The organism is Ktedonobacter racemifer DSM 44963 (assembly GCF_000178855.1).
In the GTDB taxonomy this organism is placed as follows: domain Bacteria; phylum Chloroflexota; class Ktedonobacteria; order Ktedonobacterales; family Ktedonobacteraceae; genus Ktedonobacter; species Ktedonobacter racemifer.
This window is the reverse complement of record NZ_ADVG01000003.1, coordinates 1,755,349-1,772,792: the sequence shown is the minus strand read 5'-3', so window position 1 is coordinate 1,772,792 and position 17,444 is coordinate 1,755,349. Positions and strand designations below refer to the sequence as shown.

At 55.2% G+C, this 17,444-nt stretch carries 15 protein-coding genes and 2 pseudogenes; 8 read left to right on the top strand and 9 right to left on the bottom strand.

What is annotated here, in order from left to right:
• Window positions 1-20 precede the first annotated feature (20 nt).
• Window positions 21-1,596: pseudogene (locus KRAC_RS36820) on the top strand (nuclease/transposase family protein).
• A 269-nt stretch (window positions 1,597-1,865) separates the two neighbouring features.
• Here the strand turns inward: KRAC_RS36820 and KRAC_RS36810 are convergent.
• From KRAC_RS36810 to KRAC_RS63205, 3 genes are all read right to left on the bottom strand, one after another.
• A complete protein-coding gene (locus KRAC_RS36810; protein ID WP_007916227.1) occupies window positions 1,866-4,655 on the bottom strand; it encodes a PEP/pyruvate-binding domain-containing protein in 2,790 nt (929 codons plus the stop codon).
• Between the two features lie 79 nt (window positions 4,656-4,734).
• On the bottom strand, window positions 4,735-5,379 hold the full coding sequence (locus KRAC_RS36805; RefSeq protein ID WP_157507509.1) for a TetR/AcrR family transcriptional regulator: 645 nt from the start codon (window positions 5,377-5,379) through the stop codon (window positions 4,735-4,737).
• 317 nt (window positions 5,380-5,696) lie between these two features.
• The gene (locus tag KRAC_RS63205) at window positions 5,697-6,938 is read right to left on the bottom strand and encodes an IS110 family RNA-guided transposase (protein ID WP_007912989.1); all 1,242 of its coding nucleotides are present in this window, start codon (window positions 6,936-6,938) and stop codon (window positions 5,697-5,699) included.
• A gap of 37 nt (window positions 6,939-6,975) precedes the next feature.
• Between KRAC_RS63205 and KRAC_RS72100 the strand changes: the two genes are divergently transcribed.
• The gene (locus KRAC_RS72100; protein WP_007912987.1) at window positions 6,976-7,149 is read left to right on the top strand and encodes a hypothetical protein; all 174 of its coding nucleotides are present in this window, start codon (window positions 6,976-6,978) and stop codon (window positions 7,147-7,149) included.
• A 199-nt stretch (window positions 7,150-7,348) separates the two neighbouring features.
• Window positions 7,349-7,762 (top strand): annotated as a pseudogene (locus KRAC_RS36795) (DDE-type integrase/transposase/recombinase); the annotation flags it as partial.
• 254 nt (window positions 7,763-8,016) lie between these two features.
• Here the strand turns inward: KRAC_RS36795 and KRAC_RS36790 are convergent.
• Window positions 8,017-8,781 (bottom strand): class I SAM-dependent methyltransferase, encoded by a 765-nt coding sequence (locus tag KRAC_RS36790; RefSeq protein ID WP_007916225.1) that lies wholly within the window; start codon window positions 8,779-8,781, stop codon window positions 8,017-8,019.
• Between the two features lie 985 nt (window positions 8,782-9,766).
• Here KRAC_RS36790 and KRAC_RS72095 point away from each other — a divergent pair.
• The 3 genes from KRAC_RS72095 (at window position 9,767) to KRAC_RS72085 (ending at window position 11,127) form a co-directional block, all read left to right on the top strand.
• A complete protein-coding gene (locus KRAC_RS72095; protein ID WP_157507507.1) occupies window positions 9,767-10,090 on the top strand; it encodes a hypothetical protein in 324 nt (107 codons plus the stop codon).
• A gap of 70 nt (window positions 10,091-10,160) precedes the next feature.
• Complete coding sequence (locus tag KRAC_RS72090) at window positions 10,161-10,433, top strand: hypothetical protein (RefSeq protein ID WP_157507505.1); 273 nt, start codon at window positions 10,161-10,163, stop codon at window positions 10,431-10,433.
• Between the two features lie 466 nt (window positions 10,434-10,899).
• Entirely contained in the window at window positions 10,900-11,127 is a 228-nt protein-coding gene (locus KRAC_RS72085; RefSeq protein ID WP_007916219.1) for a hypothetical protein, read from the top strand.
• Between the two features lie 15 nt (window positions 11,128-11,142).
• On the opposite strand, the gene KRAC_RS36775 is transcribed toward KRAC_RS72085, so the two are convergent.
• The gene (locus KRAC_RS36775; protein ID WP_007916217.1) at window positions 11,143-12,261 is read right to left on the bottom strand and encodes a hypothetical protein; all 1,119 of its coding nucleotides are present in this window, start codon (window positions 12,259-12,261) and stop codon (window positions 11,143-11,145) included.
• 767 nt (window positions 12,262-13,028) lie between these two features.
• Here KRAC_RS36775 and KRAC_RS76730 point away from each other — a divergent pair.
• Both KRAC_RS76730 and KRAC_RS76725 read left to right on the top strand, forming a co-directional pair.
• Window positions 13,029-13,319: a hypothetical protein gene (locus KRAC_RS76730; RefSeq protein ID WP_040445628.1), complete on the top strand. Its 291-nt coding sequence runs from the start codon at window positions 13,029-13,031 to the stop codon at window positions 13,317-13,319.
• Complete coding sequence (locus KRAC_RS76725) at window positions 13,223-13,639, top strand: hypothetical protein (protein WP_244422433.1); 417 nt, start codon at window positions 13,223-13,225, stop codon at window positions 13,637-13,639. The genes KRAC_RS76730 and KRAC_RS76725 overlap by 97 nt, the downstream gene beginning before the upstream one ends.
• Before the next feature lie 119 nt (window positions 13,640-13,758).
• Here the strand turns inward: KRAC_RS76725 and KRAC_RS36765 are convergent, their stop codons facing one another.
• The 4 genes from KRAC_RS36765 to KRAC_RS36745 all read right to left on the bottom strand — a co-directional run bounded on the left by KRAC_RS36765 (window position 13,759) and on the right by KRAC_RS36745 (window position 17,319).
• Window positions 13,759-14,925, bottom strand: a complete 1,167-nt coding sequence (locus KRAC_RS36765; RefSeq protein WP_007916216.1) for a baeRF7 domain-containing protein — start codon at window positions 14,923-14,925, stop codon at window positions 13,759-13,761.
• Window positions 14,926-15,565: 640 nt separating this feature from the next.
• Entirely contained in the window at window positions 15,566-16,009 is a 444-nt protein-coding gene (locus KRAC_RS36755) for a transposase (protein ID WP_052568853.1), read from the bottom strand.
• The gene (locus KRAC_RS72080; protein ID WP_040445626.1) at window positions 15,984-16,385 is read right to left on the bottom strand and encodes a hypothetical protein; all 402 of its coding nucleotides are present in this window, start codon (window positions 16,383-16,385) and stop codon (window positions 15,984-15,986) included. The genes KRAC_RS36755 and KRAC_RS72080 overlap by 26 nt, the downstream gene beginning before the upstream one ends.
• Window positions 16,348-17,319: an ISL3 family transposase gene (locus tag KRAC_RS36745; protein WP_052568852.1), complete on the bottom strand. Its 972-nt coding sequence runs from the start codon at window positions 17,317-17,319 to the stop codon at window positions 16,348-16,350. The genes KRAC_RS72080 and KRAC_RS36745 overlap by 38 nt, the downstream gene beginning before the upstream one ends.
• Window positions 17,320-17,444 lie beyond the last annotated feature (125 nt).

The window sequence follows — 17,444 nt, the reverse complement described above, 5'->3', positions numbered from 1 at the left end:
CGGAAGGTCAGTCAGCCCAGATGAAGCGAGCCAAGACGCCAACATTTCTCATCGAGTTCCCCCTCCAGGTCGACTGGAGCAGCGAACGACAGCTGCGTGCGCATCTGGAAGCGGCACGCTGTCTCTATAATGCGCTGCTCTCTGAAGGCAACACACGGCTCCAGCAGATGAGGAATGACCCCGCCTGGGCGAGTGCACGCGCCATCCCTCGCTCCAGGCGAGAGGAACGCGCGCAGGCCTTCTCTCAGCTGCGCAAGAAGCATCACTTTTCCGAATACGAGCTGCATGCCTCTGCCAAAACGGCCCGCGTCTCGTGGCTTGTTGACCACATTGATGCCACCATGGCGCAACCCCTGGCCACCCGAGCCTATCAAGCCGTCAATCGCGTCTGTGTCGGCAAAGCAAAACGGGTGCGTTTTCGAAGCAAGGGGCGTGGCATCGATAGTGTGGAAGGCAAGCGCAACGATGTCGGCCTGCGCTTTGTGCTTGACCCCAACGCTGGGGACGGTGGCTTTCTCATCTGGAACCAGCTGGTCATCCCTGCCATCATCAACTGGCTGGACCCGGTGATCCAGCATGGATTGCGCCACACGATCAAGTATGTGCGCCTGGTCCGTCGCAAAGCGTCCTCTCCGCAAGCGAGAGGGGCTGATGTTGAGGGCAACCGGTATTCTGTGCAACTCATCTTAGAGGGGCACACCTTTGTCAAGAAAAAGCACGAGAAGATGGGCACCCAGACCATTGGCCTCGATATTGGCCCCCAGACGCTCGCCATCGTCCCACGTGAGGGGAAAGCCCAGTTGGTGACCTTCTGTGAGCAACTCGCCCCCAATGCCCGCAAGAAACGACGCCTCCAGCGCCAAATGGAGCGGCAACGCCGCGCCAACAATCCCGAGCACTATGATGAGTTGGGACGCGTGAAGAAACCTGGCAAGAAGCGCTTGCGGTGGAACGAGAGTCAGCGGTACAAGACCACGCGCAGGCAGCATGCCACTGCGGAGAGAAAACTGGCCGCCCACCGCAAGAGCCTGCATGGCAAGCTTGCCCACGACATCGTCAAGGTGGGGAACACGATCACCTTAGAAAAAACCTCGTTTGTGGCATGGCAGAAGCAGTATGGGAGAAGCATCGGACTTCGCGCCCCAGGGATGTTTGTAGCACATCTGGCCCGCATAGTTGCAAAAACTGGCGGCACCCTGAGCGAAGTTTCTGCCTTCAAGACCCAACTCTCCCAATATTGTCATGCCTGCGGAGCCTACGTCAAGAAGCTCAGATCGCAGCGCTGGCACCACTGTTCCTGTGGCTGTGGACCGGTGCAACGCGATCTGTACTCGGCCTTCGCGGCTTTCTCACCTGGAACCCCAACAGACCATCCCCTCTGTCACCCAGTCGGACTGGGAAGGTGCGGAGCCGCGCCTGCAAGCCGTGATGGAGGATCTGCACCAACGTGCGAATGAAGGGCATGTCTTGCCCCCAAGCATGGGCGTGGTGGCTTCTGGCAAAGCTGCCCGTGCTAGAGCGCGTCGGCTCGAAAGTCCTGCCTATCCCCACCAAGAGCCGCTCTCCCTTTCGGGGGAGAACGGAAGCGTTGGGTGAGCAACAGGACCCCCCGCGCATTCATGCCGGGGAGGTCTCAAGGGTGAGCTTGCGCGCCTTCTCAGGATAGCCACCGTCTAGAGCACCGGTCGAAAAATCATGAGCGAAACGGGAGAAATCCGTAGTGGAGAAGGCTGAACCAATCCACCACGGCTTTCTCCTCATACGTGCAGAGAGACGGTTGTTTTCCCGCTTACTGTTAGAAGACGATTATTTTGACTCTCGCTCAATTTAGGCAAGCGAGAGTCAAAATAATCGTCGCTGAACACTTACTTCAGTTCAGGCGCTTGTGTTCGTGTTTGGAGAGAGGCTGATGATGGCATCCCATCGGCTCCACTCGGATCGAGATACACCCGCCCATTCGTTCTATCCACCTCGATGATTTGCCCATCTTTGATGGTACTAAGCGCGCCTGGCACATTAATGACAGCTGGCACCCCATATTCACGGGCAATGATCGCTCCATGAGAGAGCAGCCCACCTGTTTCCAACACGAGGCCACTGACGAGCGGAAACACGGGCGTCCAACCCGGATCGGTTCCCCGCGTCACCAAGATCTCTCCTGGAGAAAGTCGCACCGCTTCGTTCATGCTCTCGACCAGGCGTGCCATTCCTCGCGCCCGGCCAGCGCTCGCGGGCAACCCCTGTAGGAAGACTCCTGTCGGTTGTGGATCGGGCAGAGGCGCGCCCCCGGGTCCCAGAGCCGCAGGTGCCTCGATTGTGTGCCAGTAATCGAAAGCTGTTCGGCGTGCAGCGGTGATTGTGATCAGATCGGAACCCAGAACGTTCGGCTGGCCCGTTCTCACGATATCGCCCACCTCATAAAGGGTCAGGAAAAAGAGATCATCGGGATCAGCTAGCCAGCGCCGCTCGGCCCACCGTCGCCCGAACTCGACGAGGATCAAGCGCATGGGGAGCAGAAACTTTGCCACGTAGGACCGGATGTTATCACGCTGGCGCGTCTTGTTCTGGGCCTGTTTGAGGAGCCAGCGGAACAGAGGACGCCGGAATGGATGGATCTGGGTAGTGAGGTGCTTGACCGTTTCTTCGCGTTCCTGCATACGACGTTGCTCGATGGTAAGAGGATTCGCCTGTTCGCCCAGGCGCAGGTAGCTCTTCACCATCTCAATGACCTGCGCTGGCTGCTCCGCCCAGCGCGGATTGTGCAGTTCCGCATCATTGGGGCAGCGATAACCGTGGCGCTGGATAAATGCCTCAAACTGGATACGGAATGGTTGCGCCTCAGGGAGTTTCCGCAGCAGTTCCAGCGCTTTTTCGGAAGGATATTTCTGGACGACCTCCGCGAGTCCCGCCCCGTTTAACATCTGCGCCATCTGCCAGAGCAGTGAACCTACCTCGGCGGTATACACGCCGGAGAGGGCCTGCACAAGCACTGTGGCCTGACCAGGCTTCCCCGTCCACTTGCTCACCTTGCGTTCCAAGAAGTAAAACGCGATCCCGGCGAGTCCTGCCCCAAAAACGATGCGCCGTAGCTCCTTCCCACGCTCAATCCAGAGTGGAACAACGTCCCAAAGGGCGCGATCGTCAAGTTGGGAGAGGTCTGTGCGCTGAAATTCATCAACCCACGCGTCAATCTGCGCAAAGAGCTGCTCAGGACTTCTGCGAGGCTGTTTCTGTTTGGGGATCGCTGGTTGCTTTTTCACTTGCTCTTTCGCGGCTTTGCGTGCATCGCCAACCACCCTAGGGATGCGGCTGAGAAGGCGCCAGATGTGAATGGTATCGTCAGAGCTGCGTCTGCCGCGCCCACTGGTGCCCCAGGTGCTATCCAGCAAACCAGTTGGCATTCCCATCTCAATGGCACCACGGATGAGCGCGCCTTCGTTGACGTACAGACGCCCGTAGAAGCGCTCGCCAAGCAGCGGAAGTGGAGGCGCCTCAGGAGCCCGTTCTTCCGGAGAGGGAAAATGGCCAAGGAGAAAGAAGGTCGGCCAGAGCGTTGCGCTGAGTGGCGTAATCGGGTCGAGGAAGTTTTCTCCAATGTTGACGCGGGTCCAGAGATCAGACGTGTGGGCTTCTGGTTTCTCGCGCCGGTCCCAGTGATCATCGCCAGGCACCGGCAGGTCTTCTTGACACACCGTTACCGTCTGTTTGCGTACGAGCGTCGTGACAGGTCGCGCTTGCAACAGAAAGACCTGATCATCGGCCATGGCCCATTCGATATCCTGCGGAGTGGAAAAGAGCTGTTCAACGGTGGTCCCAAGCTCAAAGAGCCGGGTCAGTTGGGACGCTGAGAGCACAGGAAGTGTGCGCACCTCGGCTGGAATGACCTGTGTCTCCACACCGTTGGTTGTAGACGCAGGAGCGGTCATCAGCACTTTTTCGGCCACATCAAGGCGTTTGACTTGCCCGGTGTGCTTGTCGAGCGTGATGGTATCGGGAGTGACCTGGCCACTGACGACGGCTTCACCCAAACCAAAGGCGGCATTGATGATCAGTTCGTCCTGGGCATTGGTGATGGGATTGCAGGTAAAAAGGACACCAGAGGCTCGCGCCTCGACCATATGCTGCACGATGACAGCCATCTGTACAGTTTGATGAGGAATGTGGTGACGAGCGCGATAGATCAGCGCTCGTGTGCTCCAGAGAGAAGCCCAACAGCGTTTGAGGGCAGAGCACATCTCTGCGGCACTACTCAGACCCAGGATGGTCTCGTAGAGGCCAGCGAAGGAGGCACTGGGTAAATCCTCGGCGGTGGCAGAAGAGCGCACTGCGACGGTGAGAGCAGCGAGCCGCTGATACGCGTCGAGAACGGCAGCCTCTATGTCGACCGGCAGCATTGTCTGTTCGAATAGCGTGGCGATCCGAGACGCGGCTGCTTCAGCAGTTGCAGGCTGATCTGGGGAAACGCTCTGCACGAGTTGTTCGATCTCGGCGTGCAGGCGATTCACCGTGACAAAGCGCTCATACGCGCTCGTCAAGACGACGAATCCCTGAGGTACGGGCAAGCCTGCCAGGAGGAGTTTCCCCAGGGTCAGCGCTTTGCCTCCGCCGGTCGCTTGATCGTACGCAGAGGTGTTCTGGAGTGAAACCGTATACATGATGAAAATCCTTTCTCAGTGGGTAAAATCCTTTCTCAGTGGGTAGAGGAGTTGCAGTGACGTGGCCAAGGTTGCGCGATCATTGCTCCGGGTTCTGCTGGTCCCTTTCACTATCTTCCTTAGATGAGGTGCTTGCGTCGGCTGAACCCGCGCGCGTCAACGCCCAAAAAGCCCAACTGATCGTATCGGCAGCCTCAGCTCCCGTGAGACCAAGATACTGATCGAGGGCGCGAATGAGCGCCGACGAGGAGAGCAACAGGACCATACGTACCAGGTAGATCCGTTCGTGTTCCGCAAAGAACGGCAACACTGGGGCAAGAGCTGTTTCAATCATTTTGAGGCGCAAAGGAATGGATTCTTTGCGAATCTCCTGGGCCAGTTCGCTGAGCGAGGCCATTTTCATTGCCTCGCTCATGTCTGCTGCTCGCAGATACATCTGGCGCACCATCGCAATCAATTCCTGGGGACTGTGCGGTGGAAGCAAATCGGTGAATCCCGCTTTGCGCACCACATAGGCGCCGAGCCCCTCGACCAACTCCTGCTTCGTCCGAAAATAGCGATAGATCGTCGGCACAGAGACGCCTGACTCGCGAGCAACATCCGGAATGGACCAGGTGACCGCCCCATTGGCCATCGTCCGAATCAGCCCCTCCAAGATGAGATCACGTGTGTGCTCCATGTGCTCCTGCCGCAGTCGGCTTGGTGGCGTTTTTCGTTCGTTCATGATATGAATCATATCATGATGAGATGAATCATGTCAAGAGTATCTGAGAAAGAAGGAGTCCGAAAGCGACGAGCAGAGCAAGGAGGATCACGATGCAACCCTCATATTGGTACCCGTCAGTTGAACTCTCCCAGTCCGAAGAGCAGAAGCCATAACATTTGTCAAGTCCCTTTTTGGGGGGATTTCTTCTCGCTTGACGGGAAAAGACACAATCTCTCCCCCGAGCGCCTGGAAACCTTCCAGGTGTAACCCCACCGCATTCCCTCGGGGGGTGGGGGGCGCATCCAATAGGTGAGCTAGCCGCGCGGCTAGCTCACCTATTGGATGCCAACCTTGTTCGCATCGTAGAGATCCTGGGTCTTGAGCAGGTGAACACCCACGATGATCATTTTTCGCATCACGGCAACCAAAGCCGTCCCTTTTTTCAAGCCACGATCCACCAGACGCTGATAGTAGTCCTTGAAGGGAGAGTGTTTCTCATGCAGCGAGCGCAAGGCAGCCAGGTAGAGCAAGCGACGAACTCGTCCGCTCCCCCGTTTGGAGAGCTTGCTTTGTCCTTTCCATTTCCCACTCTGCTTCACCTGGATATCCAACCCAACGTAGGCCACGACTTGATCCATATGGGCAAAGCGCTGCACGTCCCCCAATTCGGCTCGCAGCACTGCAACGGTCAGTGGTCCAAACTCGGCAACAGCCAGCAAGCGCTTGGCCTGGGGATCATTGGTCAGCAGCTGATCAATTTCTTGCTCAAGCTGAGCCAGATTGATGAGCGTATGCTCCAGCTGATCACACACAATCGACATGCTTTTCGAGCGTGCCATCACCGCCACCCCGCTGGCAATCGAGGTCTGAGCCAAGGCGAAAAGAGCTTGAGCAGTTGGGCGGCCATAATGGTGAGGAGCCAACTCATGCAAGAGGTGAGACAGCTGCTCGACCCCGGCGTCCACGACCGCCTGAGCACTGGGATAGCGCTTCAGGACTGCCAGAGCGGTGGGGCGTGTTGGGTCGGCAAACACCTGCACGAACTCAGGAAACAAAACGACCAGAAGCGCATGCAGTTCGTTTTTGTAGCGGACCACATCCTCACTGAGTTGTTGTTGCAAGCGAAGCAGTTCGCGGTAGGTCCCAGTGTGCTCATCGGGCAAGTAGCCAAAGCGGGCTTCCCCACTGAGCAAGACGCGTGCGATGGTGCCGGCATCCAGTTGATCCGTTTTGGCACGCAGGCCTCGCTGCTGCGCAAAGGCATGCACTTGAGCCGGATGCAACAGACAAAGCCGGTATCCAGCCTTGAGCAGGGCCTGCGAAAGATTTTCTCCGTAACGCGAGGTCGCCTCTAATCCAACGAGAATCGAGGAGGGATCGCTCTTGAGGCTCGCGAGTTTCTCAAAGAGCCAGTCAAAGCCCTCTCTCGTATTGGCAAAGGTGCTTGGTTTGAAGACCTGCCGTTTCTCAGGAGTCAAACAGCACATGGCGCAGGTTTGACTGCCAATGTCGATTCCAACCACATACCGAAGAGATGCCGGTTCTGGCGGCGTCGGGACAACATTGCTGTTGGACATGATCAGCCTTCTCCTTTCTCATGGAGTTGGTTCTCGCATGCATCCATGCTCCACCCAGGTCGTCGCAACAGGAGTCCTGTCCTTTCAGGAGAAGCGAGAACTCACGCTGGATCGGCAGTCATCTTCTCTGCGACAAACGCTGCAACAAGCCCAATGGTCGTTTGCCATCCTGATGGACAGAGAGCCGTCTACTCAAGGCGGTCACCGTTAGGGTCAACAGGCCGCATGTCACGACAAAGGCTCTCCTGTTGGTTCCATCGTCGAGAAGAGATGAGCTTTTGCCTTCTCTCTTCTCTCCTAACAATTAGTATATGAGTTACTAAATTATTCTACTACTGCCAGGAAAGATTCATCGCTGGACTCTTTGGAGTCGCAATCTAAATACAGGAGAGGAACGAGGCATTCACAGCCATCTCGTTGATTCCATGTTGAGTGAGAAACGGAATATGGAGGCAGCGCAGCGGTTTTTTAAGCAGGCAGTTGCTGTGGTTGGGCATACGCCAGAGTCTGTTACGACAGATGGGCACGGTTCCTATCCACGAGCTCTCCGCGAGACAATGGGCAATCATGTCCAGCAGAGGACCAACAAGTATCTCAACAATCGTCTGGAGCAAGACCACCGAGGTATCAAACAGCGGTACTCTCCCATGCGAGGATTTGGCGTATTTGAGGCGACGGCACGTTTTTGTTGTGCTTTTGACGAGCTACGGAATGATCTCCATCCGCGCCCCATCATGGGAGAATCGCTCTCACTCTCCGAACAACGACGCGTTTTCCTCGATCGGCTTGTGACCTTGCAAGCACTCCTACAAACAGCTTCATAGAAAGAGACAAGTTGTAATCAGTTGTCATGGATCTTTTATGAGCTTCTGTGCGCTCAGTTCTGACAGAACCGCTTCGGTACCAACATGTGGAAGTACGCGTGGAGCAAAGTCTCTCTGCCAACCCAACGTTTGCGCCTGCACCCCTGTCCCGTACGCAACGGGCCCATTCTCGGCTCTCGTGGACTGCGCGGCTGGCTCGCAATGCGCGAGAGCCTTCTGCTCCTGCTGTGGCTCTCACCCTGTTTGGAGTGCCCTCAGACACGGCTCATATTCTCGGCCTGGGGACCGTCTAAGAGATGGGCACGGATCAGAAGGAGCGTAGGGACTTCGCGATTGCCCGGCACTCGCTCAGCTTGTCTGTCAGATGGTCCAGGTTCGAGGGCGCGCTCAAGTGCAAAACCTGCGGCGGCGAGCTGGTTGAGGTACGTGCTGAGCATGCGATGATAGTCTCCAACCCGGCTACGGACTCCATCTGGGTTCGATGAGAACCATTGCCGTTCGTCAAAATAGCCGGTGACGGTCCTGCCGAGTGGATGCTCAGGATCAGACAACGATGTCCACTGAGCGTGAGGGGACTCAAAACACGGGTGAGGGATGGCGAAGACCAGCCAGCCTCCTGGCTTGAGAATCCGTCTGACACTCTGAAAAGTGGCTTGAAGATCAGGAATATTGATCAGTGCCATCACACAAACACAACCAGTAAACTGCTGGTCGCTCAGCCCCTCCGCATGTTGAGCGTCTCCTTGAACATATCCAATTCCCAGTGGTTCCTGCACTTCATAACGTTGGGCGAGGGCCAACAGGTTCGGGGCCAGATCAAGACCGATGACCTGCGCTCCACGTCGGGCCAACTCGCGCGCTACCCAGCCTTGTCCGCAGGCCAGATCACAAATGACTTCCCCCTCGACCTCTCCGACAAGCGTGAGCAGACCCGGCAAGATCACTTCCATGTAGACAGGTCTCTCGCGCAGAAACTGATCATACCATTGGGCGATATCATTGTAAGAAGCTCGTGTCATAGCTCTCTCCTTGCTTGATGGCGACTATCTCCTCCTGGCAGTATATCATCTCGACTTCTTTGACCTAATTTTTGGCCAAATGGGTGGCAGCGTGCTAGCCTAACTCAATAACCAGCGGCAGGAAGCTGAGTTAGGATGTATAATCTCCTTAAGCTGAGCCTAACGCTTGCTTTGTGAGGAAGAGAAGAAAGCCAAAGCAGAGTAACCCGAGGACGGGAGAAGCATGAGCGAAAGAGATCTTTTATCTGAGGATTTACAGAGAAAATCGCTGTCCAGGAACGAAATTGTGTTGCCATATGCAGACGCCTTGCAAGCGCTGGTGATTCTAGAGGAAGCCCACCAGGCAGTGTTGGGGTGGGAGCCCTGGCTGAAATGGCCCAATGGGTCGCATCTGCACCCGCTTCTAGTACTCTGTCATCTCTGATTTGATGAGCGAAAAAGCGGGAGTGCAGAGGGCGGCGAGCCCTCTGCCGGGGCGACGCGCTGCCGGGGGCAGATGAAGCGCGTGGGTGTCCCCGCATCACTTCTCCTCTCCTCGCCGCCTCAGGCGGCACTATGAGACATTTGATAATTCTTGCAACTTTTATGGTCTTGCTGGACTTGTCTACTTAGACGAGTTAAAATCTTGTCTAAGAAGAAATTTGGAGGGCTATCATGTCAAAAAGGGCTATGGGTTGGTGTTATTTTATTGATATTACTTTGGGGATTTTATCTTCCGTTCTGTTTCTTGCATTTCAAGGTCAGCATAGTAGCGATTCCTCGCTCATGAATGGCTACATACATCACAAGAGGCCGACCGGTCGTCGCACCGGGAAGGACAGCCACCAGAAAGGACAACCAGGTTGAGCACTCCTATGCCTCCGAACATGCCGCCAGAGGGTCAGCAACCGCTGTATACCTACAATCAATCGCCGCACACATATTATCCGCCGCCCATGGGTAGGTTCGCACCACCGCCCACGCCCCCGAAACGTGGCCTGCAGTGGTGGCACTGGCTGCTTATCGCCGGGGGCGGCATCATCGCCATTTCCTGCGTTCTGTGTGGCTCGCTCTACACGCTGGGGAGAATCGTCGCCAGCAATGCACCCACACCGAGCTACTCATATACTCCACCGGTGGCTTTCCCGTCGCCGACGGCATTCAGCCCGACAAGGGCCACCCCGTCGCCGACGGCATTCGGCCCGACAAAGGCCACCGGGACCTTAAGCTTCAGGGGGAGTGCCGGCGACTTCATCGCCGGAGGCAAGTTGTACTCGTACTCCACCAGGAAGGGCGACGCGCTGACCATCTCCGCCAGTTCCACCGGTAGCACCGTGAGCATCGGGGTTACCGGCTACAACGGCGACTTGTGGACCCTGGATTTCGGAGCACCCGGTACGGTGGCACCCATTAATGGGAAGCCTGCTGTTCTCGTTCCGGGTACCTACAGCGACGCGCACCGGTACCCGTTCAACGGGAATGGGCCGGGCCTGGCTCTGTACGGCAACGGCCGGGGATGCAACACGGTGACCGGCTCGTTCACCATCATTGACGCTGTCCTCGGTCCTCAGGGCTATGTGCAGAAGTTCGACGCAACTTTCGTGCAGCACTGTGAGGGAGGGACCTCAGCGGCGAGTGGTCAGGTCCACATCTCGAACCCGCCAGCAGGTTAGCAACCGCCGTATCCCCAGGCCGCCGCGAGTAGGTTCGCACCACCGCCCACGCCCCCGAAACGTGGCCTGCAGTGGTGACACTGGCTGCTCACCGGGGTCAGGGCTGATGCGTGCTCGCAGACTCGCATCAGCCCTGACCCCTGGAATGCAAAACCTGGAAAAACCGCCTCTCATCTGCTACACTTGAACAGAATAGTGGAAATAAAGCCTTCCTTCGCAGGTCCGACGATGGCTAAGTACAATCAAGTAACTTTTTGTGGGTTGCCTGTGCTTGCCAGGCAACCCACAAAAAGTTACTTGATTGTACTTAGTACTCTGTCATCCGTCAAGCGATGAGTAAAAAGCGGGAGTGCAGAGGGCGGCGAGCCCTCTGCCGGGGCGACGCGCTGCCGGGGGCAGATGAAGCGCGTGGGTGTCCCCGCATCCTCTCTTCTTTGCTTGCCGCCCCAGGCGGCACACTCATCAAGTGAGAGATGACAGAGTACTAGGTGATTCGTTTGATCGCGAGGATGGAGAAGACTGGGGCACCTATGTACAGCGGAGTGCCCGTCATTACCGTGAAGTGCTCAAAGCAGAACAATCCCATTGGGACGACGGAACATTTCCTCACCATGATCCTACGCTGATCCTTTACTTTTGTCTGACCACGGCCAATCAAGAAGAGTGGAATGAGCTTGAGAGCAAGTGCCAGTGATGTGTCTTGAAAGATTTATGTTTCGCCCAAACGAAGTATCACCTGTGCTGGAGCCAGAAGCACCCGCAAAGGGCCAAGTAAAACAGGGGCGAAAGGAGCATCCTGATTGAGCACAACAGAACGGATGCGGCCCCGAGCATCGATGAGGAGAAAGCCGCTGATCTGAAAAACATCGCGCACCATGCGCGCCGGCCCATAGTGCTGGAGCTGGGATGTGGATCCTGCCAGCCAGTTGTGTGCCCACACGATCACATTGTGAGCCAAGCTCCCCAGGAGCATCAGCATCTGTTGGGCTTCAAAGTGCTTCTTCCTGCGCTTGGCAAGTCCCAATCCTTGCTTATCACCTTTGAACGAGGTTTCTACACCCCCGCCGCGCTGATCGTAAAGACGAACGTGCGCCAGCAGAACCTGGGTGGAACTGAGAGACCGCTCTCCATAGCCTCCGGTCAGTTCACACACCTCGGTGGGAAGCAAGGTAGAGATGAGCACGGCAATACCCCACTGCCCATTTGGCTTCCGCTTGCGTACCGCAATCCGCACTACATCACGCACATACTCTGGAGCTGGCTCTTCGACCCACCCAACTTGTCGCCCTGGTTCATCCGGGTCCTCGATCCATGTCGTGACGGATGCCGCCAGGTGGCGAGCACGTTGCCCGGAGTAATCCTTACAGTGCATTTGATAGCCTCTCGCCAGGGCCCAATTGACATCATCCAGACTCCCACCGCCAGCATCGACGCGGAGCAACGTACGAGATCGTTGGGCTTCGTCCAGTCCCAGAGTTTGTTCAGCGGCCTGGATCAGCGGCTGAAAGGCTGAGGCCAGGCTTGTCCGACCCTCAAACAGCCGGTCGGTCACGACCTCACCGTAGCGTGTGGCCAGTACCCGGCCCAGTTGTCGTCCACGGCGATTGCGCGCTCCAGCAAAATAGCCTTTGGTGGCCAGTGCTGCCCTTTTGCCACACGGCAGGCCCGTGAGATCCACATCCAGAATCTGGTACTGTTGGGAGTAGTCGTGTTGATAGCCCTGGCTATGGTGGCGATAGATTTCGTTCGCTGTTTGCTCCATCTGCTTGACGGTGTCGGCAGTGCAAGCAGAAAGCGTTTGCTGGATCACCGACTGTGATGAACGCATCGAATAGTTTCTCAAAAGGAGCATCCTTGACGGTTTTTTGCGGAATATGGACCAGTTTGCGGACGGGTGCCAACAGATCCATTTTACGGATCTTGACGCCGAGAACTGCCAGGCTCGCGCGGCCAGTAAAATGGGCGGTCAGGTTTGTGGTAGATTCGTTCATAGGGATGGCCTTTCTCTCTGTTGTTTGTTTGTCTGTGAGAGGTATAGGCCATCAAACTTCTCAGGGCAAACTCCTTCTTTCTTGTAGCAGCATGCTGCCACTACTTTGGCCAAATTTTACGTTTGAGGAAGACGCTCCAAAAGAGCGGCATGGGATCTGAGCACACCTCGTTGCGCAAGTCGTGGGTTTATGGAGATAGATCAATGATGGTTCCTGCCACTCCCAAGCTTCACCCGTGCATGTAACAATCCAGGTTTTTGCTCTGTTCGTGGTTCCTCTGCGAAAGAAGAAATACTCTTCCTTCTTCTCTTCACTTCAGGTATTCTTCTAAAGCGGGACAATCCCACAATATCGCTTCCCTCTGCCAAGCCATTTGTGCCCAGGGATATCGTGGCTCGGAAACTGCTGTACGCAATTACCTGACGGCGCTTCGCGCGCGAATCGAGCCCCGGAGTCGACCGCGACGCTATTACCCTCCAGTCTCTCACAGGCATCAAGCGCGACCAAGCTGTCATTATGGATGCTCTGACGTACGAGTTGGAGTCAAGGGCAGATCCATTGTCTTAAGCTGCTCAAACGCCAACCGTATGGACGTGCTGGATTTGTGGCTACCCATCCAGAAAGCTCGAAGAAGAGTCCGGTTGGCGTCACGCGTTCAGGTGTTGTCTATGAACTCTTCTTCACCACTCTGCCGCAACAGGCGTTCACCGCCTCCGATGTTGTCGAGATCTACCGGCATCGCGATGCCTTTGAACCTGCTCTAGCAGATGAAGATGAAGAACAGGGCCCCGATCGCTGGTGCAGTCACTCGGCCTGGGGAGCAGGAGTGCTGGCAGGTGGTGTCGCAATGAATGTGGAACCTCCGCCTGGAGTTGGGACACCATCTGCATCCTGATCCGGTACGCACAACCGAGGCGGGCTCCTGCCATCCCACCTCCCTCGCCCACTCCACCACGTGTGGCTCCTCCCTCCGGCTATGCACCTCCTCATGTGGGTTTGCCCTGGAAGGCTGGCCGCTTCTCTGGCCAGGACTTCGCCCTCCAGCCTGATGGGACGCTACAGTGCCCTGCTGACCAGAAGCTGATCCCGCATGAGCAACGGAAAGAAGCCGATGGGAGCCTGCGTGTCGTCTATGGGGCCAGTATCCGCAGTTGCCGCCCCTGTCCGCTACGCGAGCAGTGCCAATGGCGCAGAATGATGTCAGGTTGGAAATGACGCCATTTGAACGGATGCTGTTCGGTCATAACGTGTCCCTTTCGCACGTTTTCCTTTACTCTCGCAGATCCGCTTTTTTTTGCAACACAACCGTATTTGTTATCCAGTGCACCATTGAATTAATAGCGAAACACTGCCGTAGCGAGTTTGTCACCAGGCATACGATCGTGTTCGAGAACATAGACAGATCCATCATGAAGGAGTGTCTGTGTTGCGGCAACGTCTAAGAGATCGCTCGCACCAAAGCGGAGTTCCTTGTACACATGCGTCTTGTTGGCTGATGTATCAAAGGTTCCCCAGAGCTCTCTGTCAGAGGCGATCAGCAGGGTATCGACTTGCCCATAGTGGGAGGCAGGAAGAATAACGTTGATATTATGGGACGCTCTCCTGGTGCCTGCGTACTCTTCATAGCGAGCTACCGCCTCACTTTGTCTTTGTAAGAGACTTGACTCGATAAGCGTCCAGGCCCGGTCGTGCAGTTCTTTATTACTTAATTTGTCAGGATTGCCCCTGACCTCTTGGGGGGGAACATGGGGATAGGTATTGACTTTGCGATAGAGCGGACAGAGGTATTCTACGCCAGCCAGGACCAGCGGCACCTTTTTGTTGTGCAGAAATTCATGCAAGCCACGATCAATCTGCCCAAAGTAGCGTAAGAGGTTCTTCTTTGTATCGGTGATTCCTGGTCTCTGGCCGTGAAAAATGACTGATCGCTTACCGCCTGTTCCTCTGGATACTTCAGACGCCCCACTGTGAGATTGCACTATATTTTGCGTTTTATCATAGTTCAGTGCCGCTGAGATGCCCACCGGAACGTGTTCTGGAAGTGCGACCTCATGGATATGATAGCGTGTACCTTCGAGCAAGCGCACCTCGTGCTGAGAGAGAGCCAGGATATAAAAGCGCACATCATTCGTGAGAAATGGTAGCAATGGCTTGAGATAGAAGTGGGAAGCCACCACAACCTGGTCCTTTACCGGCATGGGCAAGGGAAAAGCGCGAAACAGGCCTGGCGAACTGTACAAACACAAACCCTCTTCAGGGCGTTGCCAAATCGCATCATCGATGAGTAATGTACGCATAGGCTGAAGGAGTGCTTCTCTACGTGTAGGAGTACTTAATTTGAGCGGCATGCTCTGCTCAGCTTCTCGTATCAGCTCGCGTAAGCGTATCGGATTTTGTTGTGTTTCACCCTCTCTAGAAGAGACGAACATAAAGATTGAGATACAAGGCCCCTCACGCACCTTCATGAGCTCTTTGATCTCAAATTGAGATGGAATTTGCATATGCTCGCACACTTTCCTTTCTGCTTTAACTCGGCCCCATCTTTTAAAAAAGAGTTACCTGTAATCGTCTTACAGGAGACAGCAAACACATCACCTGTTTTCTCAAGAGCACCAGGCAGGTACCCTTTGTAGGGAAACGATGTATGGGGTAGTGTTGCAAAAAATTTTGAGCGGAGAAAATGGAGCCAGTAATTACAGCACAAGAATCATTATTCTAGAGAAAGGGCGCACGTTTTGCATCTTTTACTAGTGAGGTATGTTTGTGTGTACTTCAATTTGCAGAGCTTTAATTTTTTTGCAACACTACCTTTGTTGCGATGGTTGGCTCATCTGGAAGAAGATCACCAGGCCAAGAAGAAAAGCGAGAAGAAAGATTGCGGGATGTCGCTTCATGAGTGCCCCAGCCCTTGCTACATACACTGAGGAAAACATCATATCGAAGTTCGTGCATAAAAGCAACAAACAGGCACTTTTCATCCCAGATGAGATGAAGGAAAGCCAGCCATTGTTTCGGAAGAGGCAAATGCGCCCAGGTGCAGGGCGGACCTCGCGTCGTCCCCTTCATCTGACGCCAATGGGACGGCGTATCGTCCCTCCATGCCCTTGCGCTGTACTTGACGGAAAGACCATAAATTGAATCTTACGCAACCTTGCTGATCGCAGTTGTGATACGCTGAGAGTTTGCATCGTTTTTCATGCTCTGTGGTTTCTTCAGATGAACCACCTGCTGTCCTTGCATCTTTTTCTTCTTGTCCTTTCTGTCTCGACTCGTTTTGCTCTGATAGAGCACACGAAGCTTGAGCAAATCGACTTCGGCGCGACCATACATACTTCTTTTGATGAGCTTAAGCCGATTCACATTTCCTTCTAAAGGACCATTGCTCCAAGGTAACGTCAATCCCGCAAGAACGGCATCTTTGTCTTGCTGCACACCCGTCACAAAGGACGCAAACGCTTCAAGATGGCTGGCTTTCACCGCTGCCAACCAGGCGTCAAGCTGTTCTCCAGTGCGCTTACGCACCATGTGAAGAAACATCTCCACCAGTTGGTAGGCGGTCTCAAGGTGTGGGCTCGCTTGCCTCAACTGCCGAAGGTTCTCTTGTTCTTCTTCCGCGCAAATCCTCCTGCTTGCGGAAAAAGAGCCAGGTGGCCTGTGGTGCCGAGAGAGCCAATAAGGGATTGAGCGGTTTTGTCGCTGATGGGGAACCGCTTTTGCGGGCAGGAAAGCTCAAAGCATCTAACGTCTCCAGGTAGCGATAGATGGCTCGTGGTGACCCTTTATATCCCTTTGCTCTCAGTTCTCTTTCCAGTTGTGCTCCTTGGCGACACCCTTGTTGCCAGCGTTCCAGGAGATAGGTCTTGTAGGGATCGATGAGGCTTGCTCGAGGCTTGCGGGAACCGGAATAAGGAATATCTCCCCGATCAAGCCATTGCCGAACGGTTCGTGGTGCCATGCCCATGTGAGCCGCAATCTCCAGGCTTTTCATCCCTTGCAATTGGAGTGCCATCATCTGCTCGTAACGAGCCGTTCGCTCCGCTTGACGAGCGTGTTGCGCGAGTTTCGGAGCCGCGTGTCCTGGGATGGCTTTGACGTTCAGGTGAGGGTTGCTGCTCATCGAGGGCGTTGGCCTCTGCCTGCTCAACACGACGCAGTTGCGTCAGGCTTTGGGTCAGTTGCACTGAGACACAGGCGGCCAGATTCTTTACCAAATGCCAGCGGTCGCTCACCTGTCGAGCTTGAGGAGCCCCTTTTTGAATAGCCGACGCATATTCCGAGGAACCATCGCGGCTGACCACCTTGATGGAGGGATGCTTGAGCAGCCAGGCGGAGACCGTTTCGACCGAGCGGTCGGGGAGCAAGTCAATGGGCAAACCCAATTCCAGGTCACAAATCAGGGTTCCATAGCGCAGCCTGCGCTTGCGTGCCCAGTCATCGAGACCAATAATGTGTGGTGCTGATTGAGCTGACGGGTGCGATTGGCGAACCAGACGCAAGATCGTATCGCGACTTCCGCTGATGCCGAGTTCACTTCCTACATCCGCTCCGGCCTGGCCCCCGATTTTGAGTCCCAACTCACAAAGGGCTTTTTGCAGCCGTTTCGTGCGTTGAGCGTGAGGATGGCAAAGTTCTGGAAGTCGTTCAACAAAGATCTTTTGAGCACAAGTACTCTTTTTACAAAAGAAACGGCGGACATGCATGATGAGGCGGATGGAATGCCCAACGGAGGGAAGATCGCGCAACGCCCGCGTATAGCGACTTTGGAGACGCGAAGATGCGGTTCCACAGGAGGGGCAAGAGGCTGTTGGGGATGTCGTACGTAGGGTCAGGATGATCTCCTCGGCTCCCTCTACTCCTTCCACTTCAACATTGGGAAGGTCGGGAAAAATGATCATGGGATGTTTTTGGGTCCTTGAAAAAGCCTTACAAACGTGAAAAAATGTTCAACTCTGTAGTATACCACATCCTTGATCAGCAAAGTTGCGTAAGATTCATAAATTTGCCACTTCTGACTCATAAA

Bases quoted from the DNA above. Each gene is read 5' to 3' on its own strand.
- KRAC_RS36810 (WP_007916227.1), bottom strand. From the start codon at position 4,655: ATGTATACGGTTTCACTCCAGAACACCTCTGCGTACGATCAAGCGACC.
- KRAC_RS36805 (WP_157507509.1), bottom strand. From the start codon at position 5,379: ATGAACGAACGAAAAACGCCACCAAGCCGACTGCGGCAGGAGCACATG.
- KRAC_RS63205 (WP_007912989.1), bottom strand. From the start codon at position 6,938: ATGTCCAACAGCAATGTTGTCCCGACGCCGCCAGAACCGGCATCTCTT.
- KRAC_RS72100 (WP_007912987.1), top strand. From the start codon at position 6,976: ATGCATCCATGCTCCACCCAGGTCGTCGCAACAGGAGTCCTGTCCTTT.
- KRAC_RS36790 (WP_007916225.1), bottom strand. From the start codon at position 8,781: ATGACACGAGCTTCTTACAATGATATCGCCCAATGGTATGATCAGTTT.
- KRAC_RS36775 (WP_007916217.1), bottom strand. From the start codon at position 12,261: ATGCGTTCATCACAGTCGGTGATCCAGCAAACGCTTTCTGCTTGCACT.
- KRAC_RS36765 (WP_007916216.1), bottom strand. From the start codon at position 14,925: ATGCAAATTCCATCTCAATTTGAGATCAAAGAGCTCATGAAGGTGCGT.
- KRAC_RS72080 (WP_040445626.1), bottom strand. From the start codon at position 16,385: ATGGGCATGGCACCACGAACCGTTCGGCAATGGCTTGATCGGGGAGAT.
- KRAC_RS36745 (WP_052568852.1), bottom strand. From the start codon at position 17,319: ATGATCATTTTTCCCGACCTTCCCAATGTTGAAGTGGAAGGAGTAGAG.